Origin of the sequence: Haloarcula litorea, from assembly GCF_029338195.1 — an archaeon.
Lineage (GTDB): Archaea > Halobacteriota > Halobacteria > Halobacteriales > Haloarculaceae > Haloarcula > Haloarcula litorea.
The window spans coordinates 495,395-513,595 of record NZ_CP119779.1; the positions used below are offsets into that span (position 1 = coordinate 495,395).

At 71.1% G+C, this 18,201-nt stretch carries 20 protein-coding genes; 10 read left to right on the forward strand and 10 right to left on the reverse strand.

Annotated elements, in window-relative coordinates; all coding sequences use genetic code 11:
• Positions 1–2 precede the first annotated feature (2 nt).
• From P0592_RS02690 to P0592_RS02700, 3 genes are all read left to right on the forward strand, one after another.
• The gene (locus P0592_RS02690; RefSeq protein WP_276272726.1) at positions 3–359 is read left to right on the forward strand and encodes an Hsp20/alpha crystallin family protein; all 357 of its coding nucleotides are present in this window, start codon (positions 3–5) and stop codon (positions 357–359) included.
• 6 nt (positions 360–365) lie between these two features.
• On the forward strand, positions 366–2,084 hold the full coding sequence (locus P0592_RS02695) for an ABC1 kinase family protein (RefSeq protein ID WP_276272727.1): 1,719 nt from the start codon (positions 366–368) through the stop codon (positions 2,082–2,084).
• Positions 2,085–2,208: 124 nt separating this feature from the next.
• A complete protein-coding gene (locus tag P0592_RS02700) occupies positions 2,209–2,679 on the forward strand; it encodes a hypothetical protein (RefSeq protein ID WP_276272728.1) in 471 nt (156 codons plus the stop codon).
• 78 nt (positions 2,680–2,757) lie between these two features.
• Here P0592_RS02700 and P0592_RS02705 read toward each other — a convergent pair whose 3' ends face one another.
• The 3 genes from P0592_RS02705 to P0592_RS02715 are packed head-to-tail and all read right to left on the reverse strand — an operon-like array spanning position 2,758 to position 5,423.
• Complete coding sequence (locus P0592_RS02705) at positions 2,758–3,315, reverse strand: hypothetical protein (RefSeq protein WP_276272729.1); 558 nt, start codon at positions 3,313–3,315, stop codon at positions 2,758–2,760.
• Between the two features lie 4 nt (positions 3,316–3,319).
• Entirely contained in the window at positions 3,320–4,651 is a 1,332-nt protein-coding gene (locus P0592_RS02710; protein ID WP_276272730.1) for an NRAMP family divalent metal transporter, read from the reverse strand.
• Position 4,652: 1 nt separating this feature from the next.
• Positions 4,653–5,423: a phytanoyl-CoA dioxygenase family protein gene (locus P0592_RS02715; RefSeq protein WP_276272731.1), complete on the reverse strand. Its 771-nt coding sequence runs from the start codon at positions 5,421–5,423 to the stop codon at positions 4,653–4,655.
• Positions 5,424–5,554: 131 nt separating this feature from the next.
• On the opposite strand from P0592_RS02715, the gene P0592_RS02720 reads away from it, so the two are divergent.
• The 5 genes from P0592_RS02720 (at position 5,555) to P0592_RS02740 (ending at position 9,811) form a co-directional block, all read left to right on the forward strand.
• Positions 5,555–5,935 carry a translation initiation factor IF-5A gene (locus P0592_RS02720; protein WP_276272732.1) on the forward strand — a complete coding sequence of 127 codons (381 nt, stop codon included), beginning with the start codon at positions 5,555–5,557 and terminating at the stop codon, positions 5,933–5,935.
• The gene (gene speB, locus P0592_RS02725; RefSeq protein WP_276272733.1) at positions 5,932–6,747 is read left to right on the forward strand and encodes an agmatinase; all 816 of its coding nucleotides are present in this window, start codon (positions 5,932–5,934) and stop codon (positions 6,745–6,747) included. The genes P0592_RS02720 and speB overlap by 4 nt, the downstream gene beginning before the upstream one ends.
• Before the next feature lie 99 nt (positions 6,748–6,846).
• Entirely contained in the window at positions 6,847–7,599 is a 753-nt protein-coding gene (locus P0592_RS02730) for a LolA-like protein (protein WP_276272734.1), read from the forward strand.
• 96 nt (positions 7,600–7,695) lie between these two features.
• A complete protein-coding gene (locus tag P0592_RS02735; protein WP_276272735.1) occupies positions 7,696–7,968 on the forward strand; it encodes a DUF7553 family protein in 273 nt (90 codons plus the stop codon).
• Positions 7,969–8,035: 67 nt separating this feature from the next.
• Positions 8,036–9,811: an acyl-CoA dehydrogenase family protein gene (locus P0592_RS02740; protein ID WP_276272736.1), complete on the forward strand. Its 1,776-nt coding sequence runs from the start codon at positions 8,036–8,038 to the stop codon at positions 9,809–9,811.
• Between the two features lie 20 nt (positions 9,812–9,831).
• Here the strand turns inward: P0592_RS02740 and P0592_RS02745 are convergent, their stop codons facing one another.
• The 5 genes from P0592_RS02745 to P0592_RS02765 are packed head-to-tail and all read right to left on the reverse strand — an operon-like array spanning position 9,832 to position 13,263.
• Positions 9,832–10,722, reverse strand: a complete 891-nt coding sequence (locus tag P0592_RS02745) for a hypothetical protein (RefSeq protein WP_276272737.1) — start codon at positions 10,720–10,722, stop codon at positions 9,832–9,834.
• Positions 10,719–11,135 carry a hypothetical protein gene (locus P0592_RS02750; RefSeq protein ID WP_276272738.1) on the reverse strand — a complete coding sequence of 139 codons (417 nt, stop codon included), beginning with the start codon at positions 11,133–11,135 and terminating at the stop codon, positions 10,719–10,721. Before P0592_RS02750 ends, P0592_RS02745 begins: the two co-directional genes overlap by 4 nt.
• Before the next feature lie 54 nt (positions 11,136–11,189).
• Positions 11,190–12,422, reverse strand: a complete 1,233-nt coding sequence (locus tag P0592_RS02755) for an ornithine cyclodeaminase, nickel-pincer nucleotide-dependent (protein ID WP_276272739.1) — start codon at positions 12,420–12,422, stop codon at positions 11,190–11,192.
• 48 nt (positions 12,423–12,470) lie between these two features.
• A complete protein-coding gene (locus tag P0592_RS02760; protein ID WP_276272740.1) occupies positions 12,471–12,872 on the reverse strand; it encodes a gamma-glutamylcyclotransferase family protein in 402 nt (133 codons plus the stop codon).
• A 4-nt stretch (positions 12,873–12,876) separates the two neighbouring features.
• Positions 12,877–13,263: a hypothetical protein gene (locus P0592_RS02765; protein WP_276272741.1), complete on the reverse strand. Its 387-nt coding sequence runs from the start codon at positions 13,261–13,263 to the stop codon at positions 12,877–12,879.
• A gap of 153 nt (positions 13,264–13,416) precedes the next feature.
• On the opposite strand from P0592_RS02765, the gene P0592_RS02770 reads away from it, so the two are divergent.
• Positions 13,417–15,795 (forward strand): DEAD/DEAH box helicase, encoded by a 2,379-nt coding sequence (locus P0592_RS02770; protein ID WP_276272742.1) that lies wholly within the window; start codon positions 13,417–13,419, stop codon positions 15,793–15,795.
• Here P0592_RS02770 and P0592_RS02775 read toward each other — a convergent pair.
• Both P0592_RS02775 and P0592_RS02780 read right to left on the reverse strand, forming a co-directional pair.
• Positions 15,792–16,646: a mechanosensitive ion channel family protein gene (locus P0592_RS02775; protein WP_276272743.1), complete on the reverse strand. Its 855-nt coding sequence runs from the start codon at positions 16,644–16,646 to the stop codon at positions 15,792–15,794. The two genes, P0592_RS02770 and P0592_RS02775, sit on opposite strands and share 4 nt — an antisense overlap.
• A 57-nt stretch (positions 16,647–16,703) precedes the next feature.
• Positions 16,704–17,804: an AI-2E family transporter gene (locus P0592_RS02780; protein ID WP_276272744.1), complete on the reverse strand. Its 1,101-nt coding sequence runs from the start codon at positions 17,802–17,804 to the stop codon at positions 16,704–16,706.
• Positions 17,805–17,923: 119 nt separating this feature from the next.
• Between P0592_RS02780 and P0592_RS02785 the strand changes: the two genes are divergently transcribed.
• A complete protein-coding gene (locus P0592_RS02785) occupies positions 17,924–18,079 on the forward strand; it encodes a zinc ribbon domain-containing protein (RefSeq protein ID WP_276272745.1) in 156 nt (51 codons plus the stop codon).
• The last annotated feature ends 122 nt before the right edge of the window (positions 18,080–18,201 follow it).

Sequence of the window (18,201 nt, forward strand, 5' to 3'; positions counted from 1 at the left end):
CTATGTCAGCCCTGCGCGAAGCGTTGCGGGACCTGCCCGACGCCGTGTTCGCGGACGTACTCGAATCCGAGGACGCGTACCTGCTCGTCCTCGACCTCCCCGGCGTGACCGCCGACACGCTCGACGTCAGCGTGGAGGGCGGTCGCCTCGTCGTCGAGGGCCAGCGCGCGAAGGACGTCCCCCGGGAGTTCCGCTACGTCCGCGAGGACCGCTCGGTGTTCCTCGACGTGGAACTGCCGCTCCCGCCGGACGCGACCGGGCAGGGCGCGGAGGGCACCGTCGACGGCGGCGTCCTCGAACTCCGGCTGCCGAAGGCCAGCGCCGCCCCGAGCACGACGATCCCCATCGACGAGGGCTGAGGACCATTGAACCTCCGCGCGTACTGGCGGTTCCTCGTCGTCGCTCGCCACTTCCTGCCCCTGTTGCTCGCGTACGCCCGCGACCGGAACCGGTTCCTCCTGTTCGGCAGCGGCCGGCAGGTCAGCAGCGAGCAGCGCCGCGAGCGAGCGCGGGCGCTGCTGGACTCGCTGCTGACGCTCGGCCCGACGTTCATCAAGCTCGGGCAGCTGCTGTCGACCCGGCCGGACATCCTCCCGCCGGAGTACATCGAGGAGTTCTCGAAGCTCCAGGACCGCGTCCCGCCGGCGGACTGGGCCGACGCCGAGCGCGTCGTCGAGGCCGAACTCGGCCCGGTCGAGGAGCGCTTCGACGAGTTCGAGACGGAGGCGATCAGCGGCGCGTCGCTGGGGCAGGTGTACCGCGCCGAGGTCGACGGCGAACGGGTCGCGGTGAAGGTCCGCCGGCCCGGGATCGAGGAACTCGTCGAGGCCGACCTGCGGGTCATCCGCTGGTCGCTGCCGATCCTGATGTACTTCATCGACGAGTCGCGGTCGTTCTCGCTGGAGACGCTGGCCGACGAGTTCGCCAAGACCATCCGCGAGGAGATGGACTACGAGCGGGAGGCCCGGATGCTCGGCGAGATCCGGGCGAACTTCGCGGGCAACGACCGCGTCCGCATCCCGAAGGTCCGTGACTCCCACTCGACCCGCCGCGTGCTGACGATGGAGTACGTCCCCGGGACGAAGATCAACGACATCGAGGACCTCGACGAGCGGGGGTTAGACCGGACGGAACTGGCCGAGACGCTCCAGCGGGCCTACCTCCAGATGATCATCGACGACGGCGTCTTCCACGCCGACCCCCACCCCGGCAACCTCGCGGTCCAGGACGACGGGAAACTGGTCTTCTACGACTTCGGGATGTCCGGCCGCGTGGACCCGTTCGTCCAGGACAAGATCGTCGACTTCTACGCCGCCGTCGCCGAGCAGGACATCGACGCCATCCTCGACGCGCTCATCGAGATGGGGACCCTGAGCCCCGAGGCGGACCGCGAGGTGATGGGCGACGTGATGGAGCTGGCCATCGCCGACGCCCGCGGCGAGGACATCGAGCAGTACCGCGTCCAGCAGATCGTCCAGCAGGTCGAGGACACCATCTACGAGTTCCCGCTGCGGCTCCCGTCGAACCTCGCGCTCGTCTTGCGGGTCGCGACGGTCGTCGAGGGGGTCTGCGTGACGCTGGACCCCGAGTTCGACTTCATCTCCGTGGCGACGGACTATCTCCGCGAGGAGGGGTACCTCGCCGAGGGCGTCCGGACCTACGTCGAGGACCGCGCGACCGAGGTCCGGGACGCCGCCGAGTCGGCGGTCCGCATCCCGCCGAAACTGGAGGACACCCTCGACAAGATCGAGCGCGACGAGCTCGAACTGCAGGCCGACATCAGGGACTCCGACCGGCTGCTGGCGACGATGACAAAGCGGCTGGTGCTGGGGATGCTGCTGGCGAGTACGGCGTTCTCGACGGCGTTCCTCTACGCCGAGTCGACGGTGATCGCCGCCGCCGTCGCCGGCGTCGGCGGCGTCGCCGTCGCGGGCGCGCTCTGGTGGTCGTTCCGCTCGAAGAAGGGGGTCCGCGCGAAACCGCAGTTCACCCGCCAGAGTATGCGCGAACGACAGGGCGGCGGTGGCGGCGGTGCCGACGCCGGGACGAGCCTCGCGCCGTCGTCGTTCGACGAGGAGGACTGAGGCGGTCGTTCGGTGACGATGATGGGCGTGCCGTCCCGTCCCTCATTCGATCTCTGTTCTTCGAGGTGCGTCCGAAAGCTGCGCCGGTGTGAACGCTTATTGTACTGGTGAGAGAGTGACAGGTATGGCTCTCGACCGTTCGCCGCGACGGACCGGACTACTGGTGGCGAGCCTCGGTGTGCTGACGACCGCCGCTCACCACTTCTCGGTGTTCCTGTATCCGCAGTACTTCATCGGCACAGACGCCGCGCGCGCGGCGTATCTCGACGCCTGGTTTTCTCTGGTGAGCACGGCCGGTCTCGGTCTCCGGTTTGTCGTGATTCCACTGCTGGCCGCCGTCGGCGGGTTCTATCTCGTCCACGTCGATACGGAACCGATACGGCGAGTCGCTGGCTGGTTTCTCGTCTCGGGTTTCGTCTTCGGGCTGGGCACACTCTTCCTCGATTGGATCGTGGCAGAACCGTCCTTCCAGATGTCACCGGGTACCGCCCTGCAGTACGGGATTCTCACGATGCTCTCTGTCGCACTGCCCGCGTTGGTCGCCGCCACGATCGGGCACCTTTCGGCCGACGGTACCCGCTCGCTCTCTACCTGATCCACCAGACCCGACCGAGACGGACACGGACCAAACGGTCGGTCAGTCGAGACCGTCCAAAACAGCATCGAGAGCCGTCTACGACAGGTCGACGACGCGGTCGGCCCACTCGCGAAACCGAGCCAGCGCCGCCCGCTCGTTCTCCGAGACCGGGTCGTCGACGCCCAGCTCGTCGCTCTCGAAGGCGTTCAGGACCGCCGTCTCCGCCCGGTCGCAGTAGGCGAGCAGTCGGTCCGCCGCCGCGGCGTCGGCCTGACAGGCGATGGTCGCGTCGTTGACGAAGACGGCTCGCGGATCGTCGGGCGCGGCGTCGAACCGGGCGGCGGCCGCGGCGGCGTTCGCCTCGGCCAGCGCGAGCGCGTCCCCGGGCGAATCGCCGTCGGCCCGCGGTGCGTGGGCGTCGACGACGCCGTGGTGGACACCGTCGGGCACGTCGACGAACCGCGTGACGTGGCCGCCGAGCACCGTTCCGTCCCGCTCGACCTCGGGGGCGAAGTCCAGGATCACACAGCCCTCGGGGCCGTTGGCGTCGATCCAGCGGGTCATCGCGTCGGCGGTCTGCCGGGTCTTGCCGGCGTTGGACGGGCCGACGACGAGCGTGGTGCCCGTCAGGGGGATCTCGAGGTCGTCGGCCATCCGCTCAGTCCGCGACGACCGCCGGCTCGGGGTCGTCGGTCAGCCGGTCCCGGACGGCCATCGCCACGAGGCCGAGCATCGCCGCCGCGAGGACCCCGGCGAAGGCCAGTATCGCCAGCGACGCCGGGTCGGCGAGCCCGCCGGCGGCCACGCGCTGGACCCACTGGCCGGCGACCACCGTACTCACGCCGATCAGCAGGACGCCGCCGACGTTCTCCAGCGCGGAGTTGGTCTCGGGGACGGCACCGGGGTCGTTCAGCAGGTAGAGGACGAGCAGGAGGACGAACGGGGTCCCGACGAAGCCGATGGCCAGCGCCTGAACGAGCAGCCCGAACACCGCGCCGGGGATGAACACGCCCAGCGCGCTGACGAGGGCAAAGGCCGCGACCGTCGCCCGGTAGCGGCCGTCCTCGGTGTCCTGTCGCCACCCCATCTTGTCGGCGACGAGGTACGGCGGGACGACCGTGTTGCCACCCAGCGTCGTCACGGCCGCACCCCACAGCCCGAGCAGGAACAGCCACCGCGCGTCCGCCCCGACCAGCGGGCCGAGCGCGTTCGCGGCCCCGACGACGCCGAGGCCCGGGTCGCCGAGCACCGACGCCGCGACGAGGAAGATGGCCAGGCTGGCGATCCCGAACGCGACCAGCATCGACGCGGCCACGTCGAAGCGGGCGAGCGCCGCGTCCTCGACCGTCCAGCCGCGGGCCCGCATCGTGTACGACTGCATCGTGACCAGGGCGATGTGGACCGCGCCGCCGAGGATGCCGGCGGCCAGCAGCGCCCCCTCGACGCCGGCCGGGATCGACGGCACCAGCCCGGCGGCCGCCGCGCCCAGGTCGACGGGGACGACGAACAGCGAGGCGACGAACAGCAGGACCACGAGGCTGACAAGCACCTTCGCGCCCAGTTCCGCGTAGCGGTAGCCGCCGCCGGCCAGCCCGACCGCCAGCACGAGGCTCCAGACGACGGCCCAGACGACCGGGCCGACGCCGGTGACGGCCGCCGAGACGCCCGCGAGCGTCTTCATGATGACCAGCTGGGCGAGGCCGGCCGCGACGACGGCGTCGGCCACCAGCAGCCACGCCCACGCCTCGCCGAGGTGTTCCTCGACGACGGCGACGATGCCGGCCTCGGTCAGCAGGCCGAGCCGCATCGCGAGGTACTGGGCGGTCGCGCCCAGCACCGCCGAGAGGACGACGACCCACAGCAGCGCGTAGTCGAAGCTCGCGCCCGCCGTCACCAAGGCCCCGATGGTCGCCGGCCCGGTGGCGATCGCGCCGGCGAGCCACGTCGGCCCCATCCCCGAGAGGCGGTCCCGAAGCGACGTCGCCGCCATCTCAGACACACCCCGGGAACGACTCGCCGGTCACGTGGTACGTGTCGACCCACTCGGGCGGATCGTCGGTAGTGAGCCGCGAGCGGTTGCGCATGTAGGCGGCGATGTACGCCCGCCGCCAGTCGTCGGTCTCGTTGGGCGCGGTGTAGTGGGGCAGCAGGCAGTGCTGGAAGAGGACGTCGCCGGGCTCCATCGGCAGCGAGACCGTGTCCTCGGGGCCGTAGTCGCGCTCCGAGACGGTGATGTCGGTGTCGTACTCGACGGCCTCGTGGTCCAGCAGCCCGTCCGTGTGCGCCCCCGGGACGACCTGCATACAGCCGTTGTCCGTCGTCGACTGGTCCAGCGCCACCCAGACCGTGACGTGATCCATCGGGTGGATCGGGTAGTAGGCGGCGTCCTGGTGGAACTTCTTGGCGCTTCCGACCCGCGGCGGCTTGAGCATCGCCGCGCTCCGGAGCAGGGAGAGGTTCGGCCCCTGCAGCTCCCGGACCACCTCGAGGACGTTCTCGTCGTGGACCAGCTCCGCGAAGACGTCGTCCTCGCGGACCATCCCGACCCCCTCGAACTTCCGGACCGGCTCCCCGTCCTCGAACGCCGCGTCCTCGGCGTCCGGTTCGAGCATCCGCTCGAACCCCGTCTCCGCGCGCTCCCCGCGGACGTAGGCGTCGATGCGCTCGGTCGCGCGCTCGACGGTCGCCGCGTCGAGGCAGTCCTCGACGACGACGTAGCCGTCCCGCTGGTACTGTTCGAACTGCGCGTCCGTGAGTGGCATACCACTAGCTTCTATCTCCCGGTGATAAGTCTGTCTCACTCGGGCCGCGACCGGGAACGCGTCCGGCGGCGCGAACGACCGCGTGTGGCCATTCCAAACGGTTTATACCGGAACGGGGGCAATCCGGCCGTATGGCAAGAGAGCAGACGGAAGTTCGCGAGCTCGACGAGGGCAGCTACGTGATGATCGAGGACACGCCGTGCAAGATCGACTCCTACAGCACGGCCAAGCCGGGCAAACACGGCAGCGCGAAGGCCCGCATCGACGCCCGCGGCGTCTTCGACGGCAAGAAGCGCTCGCTCTCCCAGCCCGTCGACGCGAAGGTCTGGGTCCCGATCATCAACCGGAAGCAGGGCCAGGTCGTCTCCGTCTCCGGCGACGACGCCCAGGTGATGGACCTGGAGACCTACGACACGTTCACGATGCTGATGCCCGACGACGTCGAGCTGAACCCCGACGACGAGATCGAGTACCTGGAGTACGAGGACCAGCGCAAGATCACCCGGACGTGACGTTCCCCGGCGCGGTCGCCGACCGCGAGGCCGCCGACTACGCCCTCGTGGGCGCGCCGCTGGACGCCTCGACCTCCTTCCGTCCGGGCGCTCGCTTCGGCCCGCGCCGCGTCCGCGAGTTCGCACAGGGGTTCGACGACTACGACCACCACACCGACCGTCACTTCACCGACCTCGGGGTGTACGACCACGGCGACGTCGGCCCCTCGGCCGACACCGCCGACTACCTCCAGTTCCTTCGCAGCGCCGTCGCCGAGTTCGACCGCGATGGGGTCGTCCCGCTGCTGGTCGGCGGCGAACACACCGTCTCCGTCGCCGCCGTCCGGGCGCTCGACCCCGACGTGTTCGTCTGTCTGGACGCACATCTGGACCTCAGAGCGTCCTACGCCGGCGACGACCTCTCGCACGCGACGGTCACTCGCCACGCGCTCGACGTGGTCGACCGGGCGGTCGTGTTGGGGGCACGGACCGGCAGCGAGGCCGAGTGGGACCGGGCGAGCGAGGCCGACGTGACCGTCGTCCCGCCCGCAGAGGTGGCCGACTGGACGCCCGACCTCGACGGTCCGGCGTACCTCTCGGTCGACGTCGACGCCGCCGACCCGGGGTTCGCGCCGGGCACCGGGACCCCGGAGCCGTTCGGCCTCGACCCGACGACGATCCACGAGGCGGTCCGGACCGTCGCGCCCCACGCCGTCGGCTGTGACGTCGTGGAGGTCAACGACCGCGACGACGGCCAGGCGGCGACGCTGGCCGCGAAGCTCCTGCGCGCGTTCGTCTACGCCCACGCCGACGGCCGAGACGGCTCGTCGTAGCGGTTGCCCGGGACGCGCCGATCCCGCGGTCCGGAGGGCGTCCACGCGCTCCGGATGGGGGCACAAGATTCTTTCCGGCGACGGAAGAAGGGGCGACCGATGCGCCGCCTCGCCCTCCACGCAGCGCTCGCGCTGGCGCTCGTCCTGGCCGGCTGTTCGGTCCTCGGGAGCGACCCGGTCCGCGAACAGCGGGCCGTCGACCGGCTGAACGCCACCGAGGAGCGCGCCGAGACCGTGGAATCGTACCGCTACCGCCTGTCGTTCACCGCGACGACCGGGGACGGCGACACCCGCCTCAGCGGCTCCGGACAGGGTGCGGCGAACGTCACCAGCCGCCGCCTCGTCACGAACATGACCGTCGACGGCCGCGAGACCGCGACCTACGTCGTCGGTGACACGGCCTACACGGAGTGTGCGACGCCGGGCGCGTTCTGGGGGAAGGAGAACCTCACGACAGAGGGCGACTGGACCCGCGTCTCGCCGCTGGGCCGACAGCTGGCGCTGCTGTCGACCGGCGACCTCTACTTCAACGGGACGGAGACGGTCGACGGCCGCGAGACCGTCCACATCTCGGGCGAGCCGTCGAAGGACGCGCTCCAGGAGTACCGCGAGGGAGCCAGCAGCGGCTCGCTGTTCGGCGGGCCGAGCGTCGACCGCACTCGCCTCCACCTCTGGGTCGACGCCGAGACGAACCGGCCGGTCCGGTCGCGGTTCGTCGTCACCGTCTCCGGGAACGACGAGACGGCGACGGTCAGGCTGACGACGCGGTTCGGCGAGTACGGCGCGCCCGTCCGGGTGACCGTCCCCGAGGATGCCCGGGACAGCGCGTTCCGGGGCGGCTGTCCCGGATGAGCGGACCGCCGGACGGCCCACAGGTCGGGGCAACCGCGGCGCGACGCCCGGACCGCCGACGCAACCGTTTAGTTACGCTCCGGTGAACCGTCGCGTATGGCACGGGACGAACTCGCGGACGCCAGCGATCACCTCGAATCGGCAGCCGACGAGACCGACAGCGACGCCGCCGCCGAGCGGCTGGGCGAGCTCGCCGACCAGCTCGACCGGCTCGCGACCGCCGATCGAGGCCCGGACCACGGCCGACTGGCACGCATCCAGTCCGCCATCGACGAGGTGCGGTCGGGCGACGGCGCGGACGTGGCCGAGGCCCTCGACGCGGCCGACGACCGCATCGACGACTACCGGGCGGACCTCGAAGGGGTCTGAAACGCCGACCAACGGGCCACCTGTTGAGACTGTCACACGTTAAGGGGCCACACGCGGTAGGTCGGGTATGGACACCGCCATCGACCACGCGGCCCACGAGGAGGGGCGCGGCGGGAACTACTGGCACCTCGACCCGACGCTGCGGCGCGAACTCCGGCGCGTCCTCGCCGACGACGAGTTCGCGTGGGCCGAGTCGCGGCTCGCGGACTTTGGCGAACTCGCGGCGACGACGCTCGCGGACAACGCCGACCACGTCGACAGCGTCGGGCTGACACTCGACACGTACGACCGGTACGGCGACGTCGCCAACCGGGTGAACTACCCGGCGGAACACCGCGAGAGCGAGCGGCTGACCTACGAGTCCGGCATCGTCGCCGACGCCTTCCGCGCGCCGCCCGACCGGGACGAGCCGCTGCCGCTGTCGCACTTTCTGGGGATGCTCTCGCTGCTGTCCTACAGCGATCCGGGACTGGCCTGTCCGGTGGCGATGACCGCCGGCGCGGCGCTGGTCCTGGAGAAGTTCGACGACGGGACGCTCGCCGACTACTACGACGGCCTGACCGCCCGGGACCACGACGACCTCGTCGAGGGCGCGATGTTCCTCACGGAGCGCCAGGGCGGCAGCGACGTCGGCGCGACGGAGACCACCGCCGAGTACGACGACGACGCCGACTGCTACCGGCTGACCGGCGAGAAGTGGTTCTGCTCGAACCTCGACGCCGAGGGGACGCTGGCGCTGGCCCGCCGGCCCGACGCCCCCGACGGGACCGAGGGACTGTCGCTGTTCCTGGTCCCCCACACCACCCGCGACGGCGAGCTGAACGACCAGCTGTACCGCCGGCTGAAGGACAAGCTCGGGACCGTCTCCGTCCCCACCGGCGAGGTGGAGTTCCGCGGCGCGGAGGCGTCCCTCGTCGGCGAGCCCGAGGACGGGTTCAAGCAGATGGCGGAGATGCTGAACCTCGAACGGCTCGCCAACGCCGCCGCGGCCTGCGGGATCATCGGGCGGGCGCTGCTGGAGGCGACGGTCCACGCCGCCGACCGCGAGGCGTTCGGCGACACCGTCGACCGGTACCCGCTGATGCGGGCCGACCTCGTGGACATGACCGTCGACCACGAGGCGGCGACGGCGTTCACCTTCGAGGCCGCGCGGCTGCTCTCCGAACGCGAGCGCGCCCAGCGCGCCGGCGAGTCGGCCGACGACGAGTACCGACTCATGCGCCTGCTCGTCCCCATCGCGAAGCTCCGGACCGGCCGGATGGCCGTCGACACGACCTCCTACGCGATGGAGGTCCTGGGCGGCAACGGCTACGTCGACGACTTCGTGACGAACCGGCTGCTGCGAGACGCGCAGGTGCTGCCGATCTGGGAGGGGACCGAGAACGTCCTCTCGCTGGACGTGTTGCGGGCGCTGGATCGGGAGGACGCCCACGAGCCGCTGCTGGCCGCGATCGACGACCGCCTCGGCTCGGTCGACCACCCGGCGCTGGCCGACGCCGTCGCCGCCGCCCGCGAGGCCGAGAGCGAACTGGGGAGCGCGCTGGCGACGCTGGCGACCGCGGACCGCGACTACGCGCAGCTGTCGGCCAAGCGGCTGGCGCACTTCGTCTTCGACGTGTTCACGGCGGCGCTGCTGCTGGCGGAGGCACAGGACGCGATCGACGAGGGGAACGGCCGGCTCGCGCTGGTGGCTCGCCGGTTCGTCGACCGGGAACTCGCCGACGGCGAGGCCCGCGGGATCACCTCGGGCGACCGGCTCCCCCTGGAGTGGTTCGAACCGGTCGTCCGCCACGAACCGGTCGATCCGGCGACGCTGGCAGACGCCGTGCCCGCCGACGACTGACGGCCGGGTACCCGAGCCGGTCAGTATCGTTCGAGGTCCTGGAGGAGCGCGCCGAGGCGTGCCCGGGTCGTCGTCTCGGCGTCGCCGCGTGGCCGCGGCGCGCTCGCGGTCCCGTACCGGTCGAACGCGGTCCGGATCCGGTAGCCGACGGTCCGCTCGTCCGCGTCGACCGCCGTGTGCTCGGCGGGCGCGTACGTCACGACCCGCTCGTCGGTGACGCTCGCGAGCCGGCCCCGCTCGTCGAGGGAGACGGCGAACCGACAGCCCTCCCCCAGGGACTCGACGGGCGAGGGCAGCGTCGGGACCTGGGCGTAGGCGTCGAGCGCGGTGACCTCGTAGCGACCGTCGGCGACCCGCGTCCACTCGGCCCGGTGGGGCCGGACGAACTCGCCGAGCATCCCGGCGCGGTAGTCGGTGACCTGCTGTGCGGTGGCGTCGTCCCCGAGCCGCGGGCGCTCGCCGACGGCGGTCGTCGGTGCGTCCCAGCTCGCGACGACGGCCCCGTCGGTCAGGTGGACGACGGAGCTCCGGGGCACCTCGTCGGCATCGACGGTGTTCCAGTGGAACAGCCCGAGGATGCCGTTGAACGGGTGTGGCACCTGTCCGGGGGGCGTCCGCGTCGTCGTGTAGACGTGGGTGTGGCGGCGACGGGAGTGCTCGTGCAGTTCCCGAGCGCGGGCGGCGTCGTACCCCGCCTCACCCGCGGAGTCCCGCGTGATCTCGACCCGCGTCACCGCGCGGTGGTCGGCGGCGTAACGGTGTCGAGCGGCGGCGACGATCCGCTCGCGCGGCGTCTCGCCCGACGGCGGCTCGGGGTCGTACGGGCGGAGATCGCCCACCCGGAGGCCGGCGTAGCCGCCGCCGACGCCGACCGCTCCGGCGATGGCACCGAGGAAGCGCCGTCTGTTCATCCGTCCGCCCCCGTCGCCGGCGTCGGCCGCTCGGAGCGGCCCAGCAAGACGCTCCGATCGCCCGACGGAGCTTGCCAGACGACCCGGACCCCGGTCCCCAAGCCGAGCGCGTGTGTCAGGCTGTCGCCCGGCGAGAGCGGGAACTCGGCGGCGGCGTCGCCCTCCCCGCCGACCCAGACCGTCCGGCCGTCGGCGTCGACCGACCCCACGAGCAGTGCGCCGGTGTTCTCGGTCGTCACGCGGTTCCCGCGCTCGAAGCGGACCTCGCAGGTCGAGCCGCCGTCCCGCCAGTCGTATCCCAGCAGGACGTTCGGCGGCGAGGACGGGTACGATTCCGTGGTCGGACCGGAGGGCGCGAGCCCGCAGCCGGCCAGCGTGGCCGGCAGGGCCGCGAGGAGGGCGCGGCGGTACACAGACCGACTTTCGCAGGAGGGGACCTAAGTCTTGCCGCGGTTCGCCGGGGCCGCTCAGTCCCCGTCGCCCAGTAGCTGGTCCGCCAGGATCGGGACGAAGGTCCCGATGTCCGTGACCATCCCCACGGCCTGTGCGCTCCCCCGGTCGAGCAGTTGCGTGACCGTCGAGGGGTTGATGTCGACACAGACGACCCGCGTCGTCGACGGGAGGCAGTTCCCGACCGCCACGGAGTGCAGCAGCGTCGACAGCATCAACACCATGTCTGCCTCGTGGGCCTGCTCGCGGATGGCGTCCTGTGCCTCGACGGCGTCCGTGATCGTGTCGGGCAAGGGGCCGTCGTCGCGGATCGACCCGGCCAGCACGTACGGGCGGTCGTTCTCGACGCACTCGTACATCACGCCGGACTCGATGGTGCCGGACTCGACGGCGGCCTCGATACCGCCCTCGCGGATCACCTCGCTGATGGCGTAGATGTGGTGTTTGTGGCCGTGGCGGGCGTGGTCCAGGGTTTCGGTGTCCACCCCGAGCGACGTCCCGTAGAGGTCCCGCTCGATGTCGTGGACGGCGAAGCCGTTGCCCGCCGAGAGCATGTCGACGTAGCCCTCCCGGACCAGTCTCGCGAGGTCCTCGCGGGCCCCCGAGTGGATCAGCGCCGGGCCACAGACCGCCAGTACCGTCCCGCCCGCCCGCTTCGTCTCCTCGATGGCGGTGGCGACCTTCCGGATGGTCGACTCCGAGGGCCGTTCCGAGGAGACCCCGCCCTGCATAAACCCGAAGGCCCCGCCGGCGTCGCGGGGTCGTTCCGGCGGTTCGACCCTGATGCCGGTGTCGCCGGTGACGACCAGGTCGCCCGCCTCGACGGCGTTGAGGACCTTGGTGTGGGCGCGGGGGTCGTCGCCGTCCTCCACGACGACCGCACAGTCCATCTCCATCCGCTCGACGGGGAGCCACTCGCCGTCGTGACGGATGTACGTCGGGTGGTTCGTCGTCGAGTAGAAGCCGTGGGGGACCACCTGGTCGGCGGGCGCGGGCTCCAGCGTCGCGTCCTTCGGGTCGGCGGGGTTGGCCCCATTCTGGTGGAGTTCGTGGACGATGGACTGGAGCTGCTCGGGGTCGTCGGCCTCGACCAGCAGCCGGGCGTAGGAGGTGTCCTCCTTCCGTCGGCCGATGTCGAACGCCTCGACGGTGAACGAGCCGTCCAGGTCCATAATGATGCCGAAGCAGGTCTGCATCATCCCCGAGTCGATGATGTGCCCCTCCAGTTCGACCTCGCGGGAGACCGTCATACGGGGAGAGTGGGGACAGCCGGGCAAGACGGTTTTGGGGGCTGGGGCTCACTCGCGGGGCTCGACAACGACGCCCGCATCGCGACAGTGCGCCCGGACGCGGTCGGCGAACGGGCCGTCGCCCGGCCAATCGGCGGGCGCGCCGAGGGCGTCGGGGTCGCCGACGTAGCACTCGACGGTCTCGCCGTCGGCGTCGGCGACGGGGATCGACACGCGGACGTACAGCCCGCGGTCGACCCCCTCGTAGGCGTCGAGCGCGTCGAGTGCCGTCGTCCGCAGGAGCCGACCAGCTACCTCACCGCCGGGCGCGAGCGTCGGGTAGTCGCCGTCGACGCGGTGCAGGCCGACGAGGGTCGCCCGTCCCCGGTAGTCGACCGACGGGAGGAGCCGGTCGGCCGTGCCGGGGTCGGTCAGCGTCCCGTAGACGAAGACGGTCGCGGGCGCTGTCACGGACTCAGGCCTCCTCGACGTGGCGGTCGACCGACCAGTCGATCCCCTCTCGCTCCCGGTCCAGACGGTCGAAGAAGCGCCGCAGTCCGTCGGGTTCCGTCGTGGGCAGGACGTGGAGCCGGACGGTCCCGTCGCGGATCGCGACCCGGAACACGTCGGCCGTCTCCTCGTCGCGGACCAGCCACAGCGGCATCGGCAGGTCGTGGAAGTCGCCGAACCGGTAGGGTCCGTCGGCGAGGATGGCACCGACCGTCTCGGCCAGCGCCGCGGTCGACGCCCCGGGGTCGGGCCGGAGTTCGAACTCGGTGCCGCCCTCGTAGGCCACGCCCTCGTCGTAGGGGTAGCGCCGCCGGGGGTGGACCGGGATCGCGAACGAGTGGTCGGTCGTCACGGGCGCTCGGTGTCGAGTACGGCGGCATCGCGTTTAAAATCGCGGGCGGCGTTCGCCACAGCGGCTGGCGAGCGCTGTGCCGCGGACCGGCGCTCGTCGACGGCCACCCGACGGAAGGGCAAGACCGATACCCCCGGTCTCCCTAGCGCGTCCGTGGACGAGACCATCGCGTGGCTCCGGGATCGACCCTACTACGAGGGGCAGATCGTCGACCAGCGAACGGTCCCGGGGCGGACGGCCCGCACCGCCGACTGCGCCGTCCACGACCGGGTCGCCGGCGTGCTGGCAGACGAGGGGATCACGGAACTCTACGCCCATCAGACCGCCGCGATCGAGGCGGTCCGCGAGGGGCGCAACGCCGTGCTGGCGACCGAGACCGCCAGCGGCAAGAGCCTCGCGTACACGGTGCCCGCGTTCGAGCGGGCCCTGGACCGGCGTGCGACCACGCTCTACGTCGCCCCGCAGGTCGCGCTCATCAACGACCAGACGGAGACGCTCTCGGACCTGGCACGGGGACTGGGCTTCGCCTCCGGCGTCTCCGTCGCCCAGTACACCGGCCGACAGTCGAAATCCGAGAAGGAAACGATCCGGGAGCGCCAGCCAACCGTCCTGCTGACGACGCCGGACATGCTCCACTACGGCATCCTGCCCCACGCCCACCGGCTCTGGGACTGGTTCTTCGAGCGGCTGGAGACGGTCGTCGTCGACGAGGTCCACGGCTACCGCGGCGTGTTCGGCAGCCACGTCTCGCTGGTGTTGCGACGCCTCCGGCGGCTCGCCGAGCGGTTCGACAGCGACCCCGAGTGGGTCTGCTGTTCGGCGACCATCGGCAACCCCGTCGAGCACGCCGCCGGCGTCACCGGCCAGCCCGAGGGGTCGTTCGAGCTCGTGGACACCGACGCCAGCGCCAGCGGGCCGCGCCACTGGCTGCTGTGGAACCCGCCGGAGTACGATGGTGGAGAAGGGTGGGGCAGCGGCCGCCGACGGTCCAGTCACGTCGAGACGAAACGGCTGTTCGTCGACCTCGTCGAACGGGGGTTCCAGACGCTGGTGTTCGCCGGGTCCAGACAGACCGCCGAGCGCTACGCCGAGGAGAGCGCCGACGCCCTGCGGGACCGCGGCGAGTACGACCTCGCGAACGGCGTCGGCGCGTACCAGGCCGCGCTCACCGACGAGAAGCGTCGGGACCTCGAAGGGCGGCTGCAGTCGGGGGACCTGCGGGGCGTCTGGTCGACCAGCGCGCTGGAACTGGGCGTCGACGTGGGCGGCCTCGACGCCGTCCTGCTGGACGGCTACCCCGGAACGCGGATGCGGACCTTCCAGCAGTCGGGGCGGGCCGGCCGGGGCACCGATCCGGCGCTCGTCGTCCTGGTCGGCGGCGAGGACCAGCTGGACCAGTACGTACTGCAGAACCCGGCCACGCTGTTCGAGGAGTCCGCCGAACGGGCCGTCACCAACCCCGAGAACGAGCAGCTGTTGCCCGACCACGTCCGCGCGGCCGCCAGCGAGAACTGGCTCTCGCCCGACGACGACCGTCACTTCGGGCCGACGTTCCCGGACGTGGTGGCCGACCTCGAATCGGCCGGCCGGCTGGAACGCCGGTCGACCGACCAGGGGGTGCGCTGGCTCACCAACGGCAGCCCGCAACACGAGATGAGCCTGCGGACCGTCGACGACCGGGAGGTGAAACTGGTCGCCGACGGGGACGTGGTGGCGACCCTGCCCTTCGAAGACGCGCTGCGGGACGCCCACCCGGGCGCGATCTACCACCACCAGGGCCGCCGGTACGAGGTGACAGATCTGGACCTCGCGACCGGCGTCGCCGAACTCGACCGGACGTGGGCGGACTACTACACCCGCGTCCTGCACGACAAGACAATCACCGTCGAGACGGACCTCGACGAGCGGACCCTCCCGGCCCGCGAGGACGTTCCGGTCCGGTTCGCGTCGGTGACGATGCGCAAGCAGATCACCGGCTACGAGCGCCGGGACGGCTCCTCGGGCGAGGTGGTCGGCCGGCGGCCGCTGGACCTCCCCGAGACCACGCTGGAGACAAAGGCGCTGTACTACACCGTCCCGGAGGATCTGGAGTCGGAGATCCGCGGTGCGGCCTACGAGGGGGCCGACGCCGGGGACGCGGTCGCGGACGGCGGCGTCGCCCGCGAGGGCGCGGACGCCGGGGACTTCCCCGGTGCTATCCACGCCGCCGAACACGCGATGATCTCGATGTTCCCCTTCGAGTACCTCTGTGACCGGGGCGACATCGGCGGCCTCTCGACGCCGCGACACCCCCACACCGACGCGCCGACGATCTTCGTCTACGACGGCTACCCCGGCGGCGTCGGCCTGACGAGGGCGGGCTACGGCGACGTGGCCGCGCTGCTGGAGACGACGCTGTCGATGCTGCGCTCCTGTGGCTGTGCCGACGGCTGTCCGGCCTGCGTGCAGTCGCCCCACTGCGGGAACGCCAACGACCCGCTGGACAAGCACGGCGCGATCCACCTGCTGGAGGGGCTGACGGGCGGGGACTAGTCGGCTGGCTCCCGGATCGTCACCTCGCCCGAGAGCTCCGTCTCCGGCGCCGCCGTGAGGTCGATCCCCTCGGCGAGACAGGCGTCGTGAACGCCCCTGACGAACGCCGACCGGACCGTGGGCTGGCGGTTCTTGCGCTCGATCGGGAGCCAGATCCGCGCGGTCAGCACCACCGATCCCGCGGTCAGGTCCGTGACCTCGACCGACGGACGCGGTTTCGCGGCGACGTGGTCCAGATCGCGAGCGACGTTCCTGACGAGGCCGGCGACCTCGTCGAGGTCCGCGCCCGGGTCGACCGCGAACTGGTGTTCGATCCCGACCGGATCGGTCGCCGTCTGGTTCACGACCGCGCTGGTGGCCAGGTCCGTGTTCGGGACGACGATGCGGTCGTTGTTCGCCGTCCGGACCCGCGTGACCCGCAGGTCGATGTCGACGATCGTCCCCGTCCGGTCGTCCCAGACGATGGTGTCGCCGACGTTGAGGTCGGAGTCGGTGACGATGAACGCCCCGGCGACGAAGTTCCCCAGCACGTCCTGGGCCGCCAGCCCGACCGCGACCGTCAGCCCGGCGGCGACCAGCGTCGAGCCCGCGAGCGCCCCGGTGAACCCCGAGATCCCCGCGCCGACGGCGAGAGCGAACACGACGACCCCGAGGTGACTCGCGCTCGAGACGGCGCTCAGGAGCGTCGGGTTCACCTCGGCCCGTCCCAGCGCCCACCTGACGGCCGGTACCACGAGCAGTCGACCGACGGCGTAGACGACCGCCGCGGCCACGAGGAACTGCGCGCCGTCTTCGGCGAGCTGGACGTACGCCTGGGGGATGCTGTCGGCGAGCGGCTGGGGAGACTGCATACCGAGGGTTCGGACGCCCCAGATATGAGAGCTGTCCACCACCATCCGGCGGCCGAGCTACCGGAAGTCGTCGAGTCGCAACTGGTCCTGGTGGAGCCCCTCCGGCTCGTCAGCGCCCAGGAGCCGCGGCAGCGCCGTGGTCGCGAAGGTCAGCCCGACGACCAGCAGGATCGGCGCGAAAAAGAGCCCGTAGAAGCCCAGCACGACCGGGCCGAGCGTGTACGCGAGCATCAGCAAGCCGACGTGGGTCTCCTCGCCGCTGAGGATGGGCCGCAGGAGGAGGTCCGGGATCGTGTCGACGACGACGACGGCGACCAGGAGAAAGCCCAGCACGTACGCCAGCGTCGAGGTGTCGCCGCCCAGCAGGGCCGGCAGCGCCGCGATCCCGGTCAGCGGGACGTAGACGACCTTCATCCCGACGACGGGGATCAGGCTGGCGATCCCGGTCAGCGCGCCCGCCAGCGCCGGATACGGCACCCGCGCAGGGGCCGGGACGAGCGCGTTGTAGCCGCTGAAGGCCGCGATGGCGATGAGCGTGATCGCGAGGACGTTGAGGAGGTTCCCGAACAGCACGGCCTCCAGTTCCTCGTCTGCGGCCTCCAGGTACGTCCGGAGGACGGCGTCGTCGTCGAACCGGAGCAGCCACTCCCGGATGCGGTGCCCGTCCAGCAGGAGGTAGTACGTGACGATGGTGGTGATGAAGAGGTTCAGGAAGAAGTTCGAGACCAGCGTCGTCAGCAGCGACGCGTGGTCGCCCACGAACTCCACGACCGGCGACAGCTGTCCGGTCTGGTACGCCTCGTACAGTCCCTGGAAGGTGAGGTCCGGCATCGTCTCGACGTCGCCCAGCCAGTCGACGTGGGCCGACGCCACGTCGATGAGGGCGTACTGTTCGACGAACTGCTGGGCCTCGACGACCAGCAACACCAGCGCGTAACTCACCAGCAGGAGCAGGGGGAGCGCGAGCGAGGCCATCACGACGACGGCGCGCGCCCGGGCGGGCAACCGGAGCCGCCGGAGGAACTTGTAGTACCGCCGCGTCGAGTAGTAGAGGAACACGGACACCGTCAGCGGCGCGACGAACTGGAAGGCCAGCGCGCCGAGCACCGCCGCGACTGCGAGTCCGAACAGGGCGACGACGAGCCGTTTCTCGTCCATACAGACCCCTGATAGTCAGTAGATATAAACGTGCACACCGCTCGACGGCAGGCGCTCGCCCGATCGTGTCTCACGTTAGCATAGCTCTTATTCCGGAGCGGGACGTACTTCCAGAACGTATGGTGCTCGAAACAGTCACGGAGTTCCTTCGGCCCGACAAGACGTACACGTACGAGTGCAACGACTGCGGGGCGGAGTTCGAGACGACCGCGATGCGCCACGACGCCGAGTGCCCCGACTGCGGCGGTCCGCCCAAGCCGACCTGGCAGTCGTGACCTGTCGGCCGGTCCGTGACGTGACGTCGCCGCCCGGAACGTCGGTCCCGTTTTTACAGCGGTAGCGGGGCGAAATCCCACCCATTCGGGGTGAGATGAAGCCGACACTGCTCACGCGCCGC

Coding starts and splice junctions, on each gene's coding strand:
- P0592_RS02690 (WP_276272726.1), top strand. CDS start 3: ATGTCAGCCCTGCGCGAAGCGTTGCGGGACCTGCCCGACGCCGTGTTC.
- P0592_RS02700 (WP_276272728.1), top strand. CDS start 2,209: ATGGCTCTCGACCGTTCGCCGCGACGGACCGGACTACTGGTGGCGAGC.
- P0592_RS02705 (WP_276272729.1), bottom strand. CDS start 3,315: ATGGCCGACGACCTCGAGATCCCCCTGACGGGCACCACGCTCGTCGTC.
- P0592_RS02710 (WP_276272730.1), bottom strand. CDS start 4,651: ATGGCGGCGACGTCGCTTCGGGACCGCCTCTCGGGGATGGGGCCGACG.
- P0592_RS02715 (WP_276272731.1), bottom strand. CDS start 5,423: ATGCCACTCACGGACGCGCAGTTCGAACAGTACCAGCGGGACGGCTAC.
- P0592_RS02720 (WP_276272732.1), top strand. CDS start 5,555: ATGGCAAGAGAGCAGACGGAAGTTCGCGAGCTCGACGAGGGCAGCTAC.
- P0592_RS02730 (WP_276272734.1), top strand. CDS start 6,847: ATGCGCCGCCTCGCCCTCCACGCAGCGCTCGCGCTGGCGCTCGTCCTG.
- P0592_RS02735 (WP_276272735.1), top strand. CDS start 7,696: ATGGCACGGGACGAACTCGCGGACGCCAGCGATCACCTCGAATCGGCA.
- P0592_RS02740 (WP_276272736.1), top strand. CDS start 8,036: ATGGACACCGCCATCGACCACGCGGCCCACGAGGAGGGGCGCGGCGGG.
- P0592_RS02745 (WP_276272737.1), bottom strand. CDS start 10,722: ATGAACAGACGGCGCTTCCTCGGTGCCATCGCCGGAGCGGTCGGCGTC.
- P0592_RS02755 (WP_276272739.1), bottom strand. CDS start 12,422: ATGACGGTCTCCCGCGAGGTCGAACTGGAGGGGCACATCATCGACTCG.
- P0592_RS02775 (WP_276272743.1), bottom strand. CDS start 16,646: ATGCAGTCTCCCCAGCCGCTCGCCGACAGCATCCCCCAGGCGTACGTC.
- P0592_RS02780 (WP_276272744.1), bottom strand. CDS start 17,804: ATGGACGAGAAACGGCTCGTCGTCGCCCTGTTCGGACTCGCAGTCGCG.
- P0592_RS02785 (WP_276272745.1), top strand. CDS start 17,924: ATGGTGCTCGAAACAGTCACGGAGTTCCTTCGGCCCGACAAGACGTAC.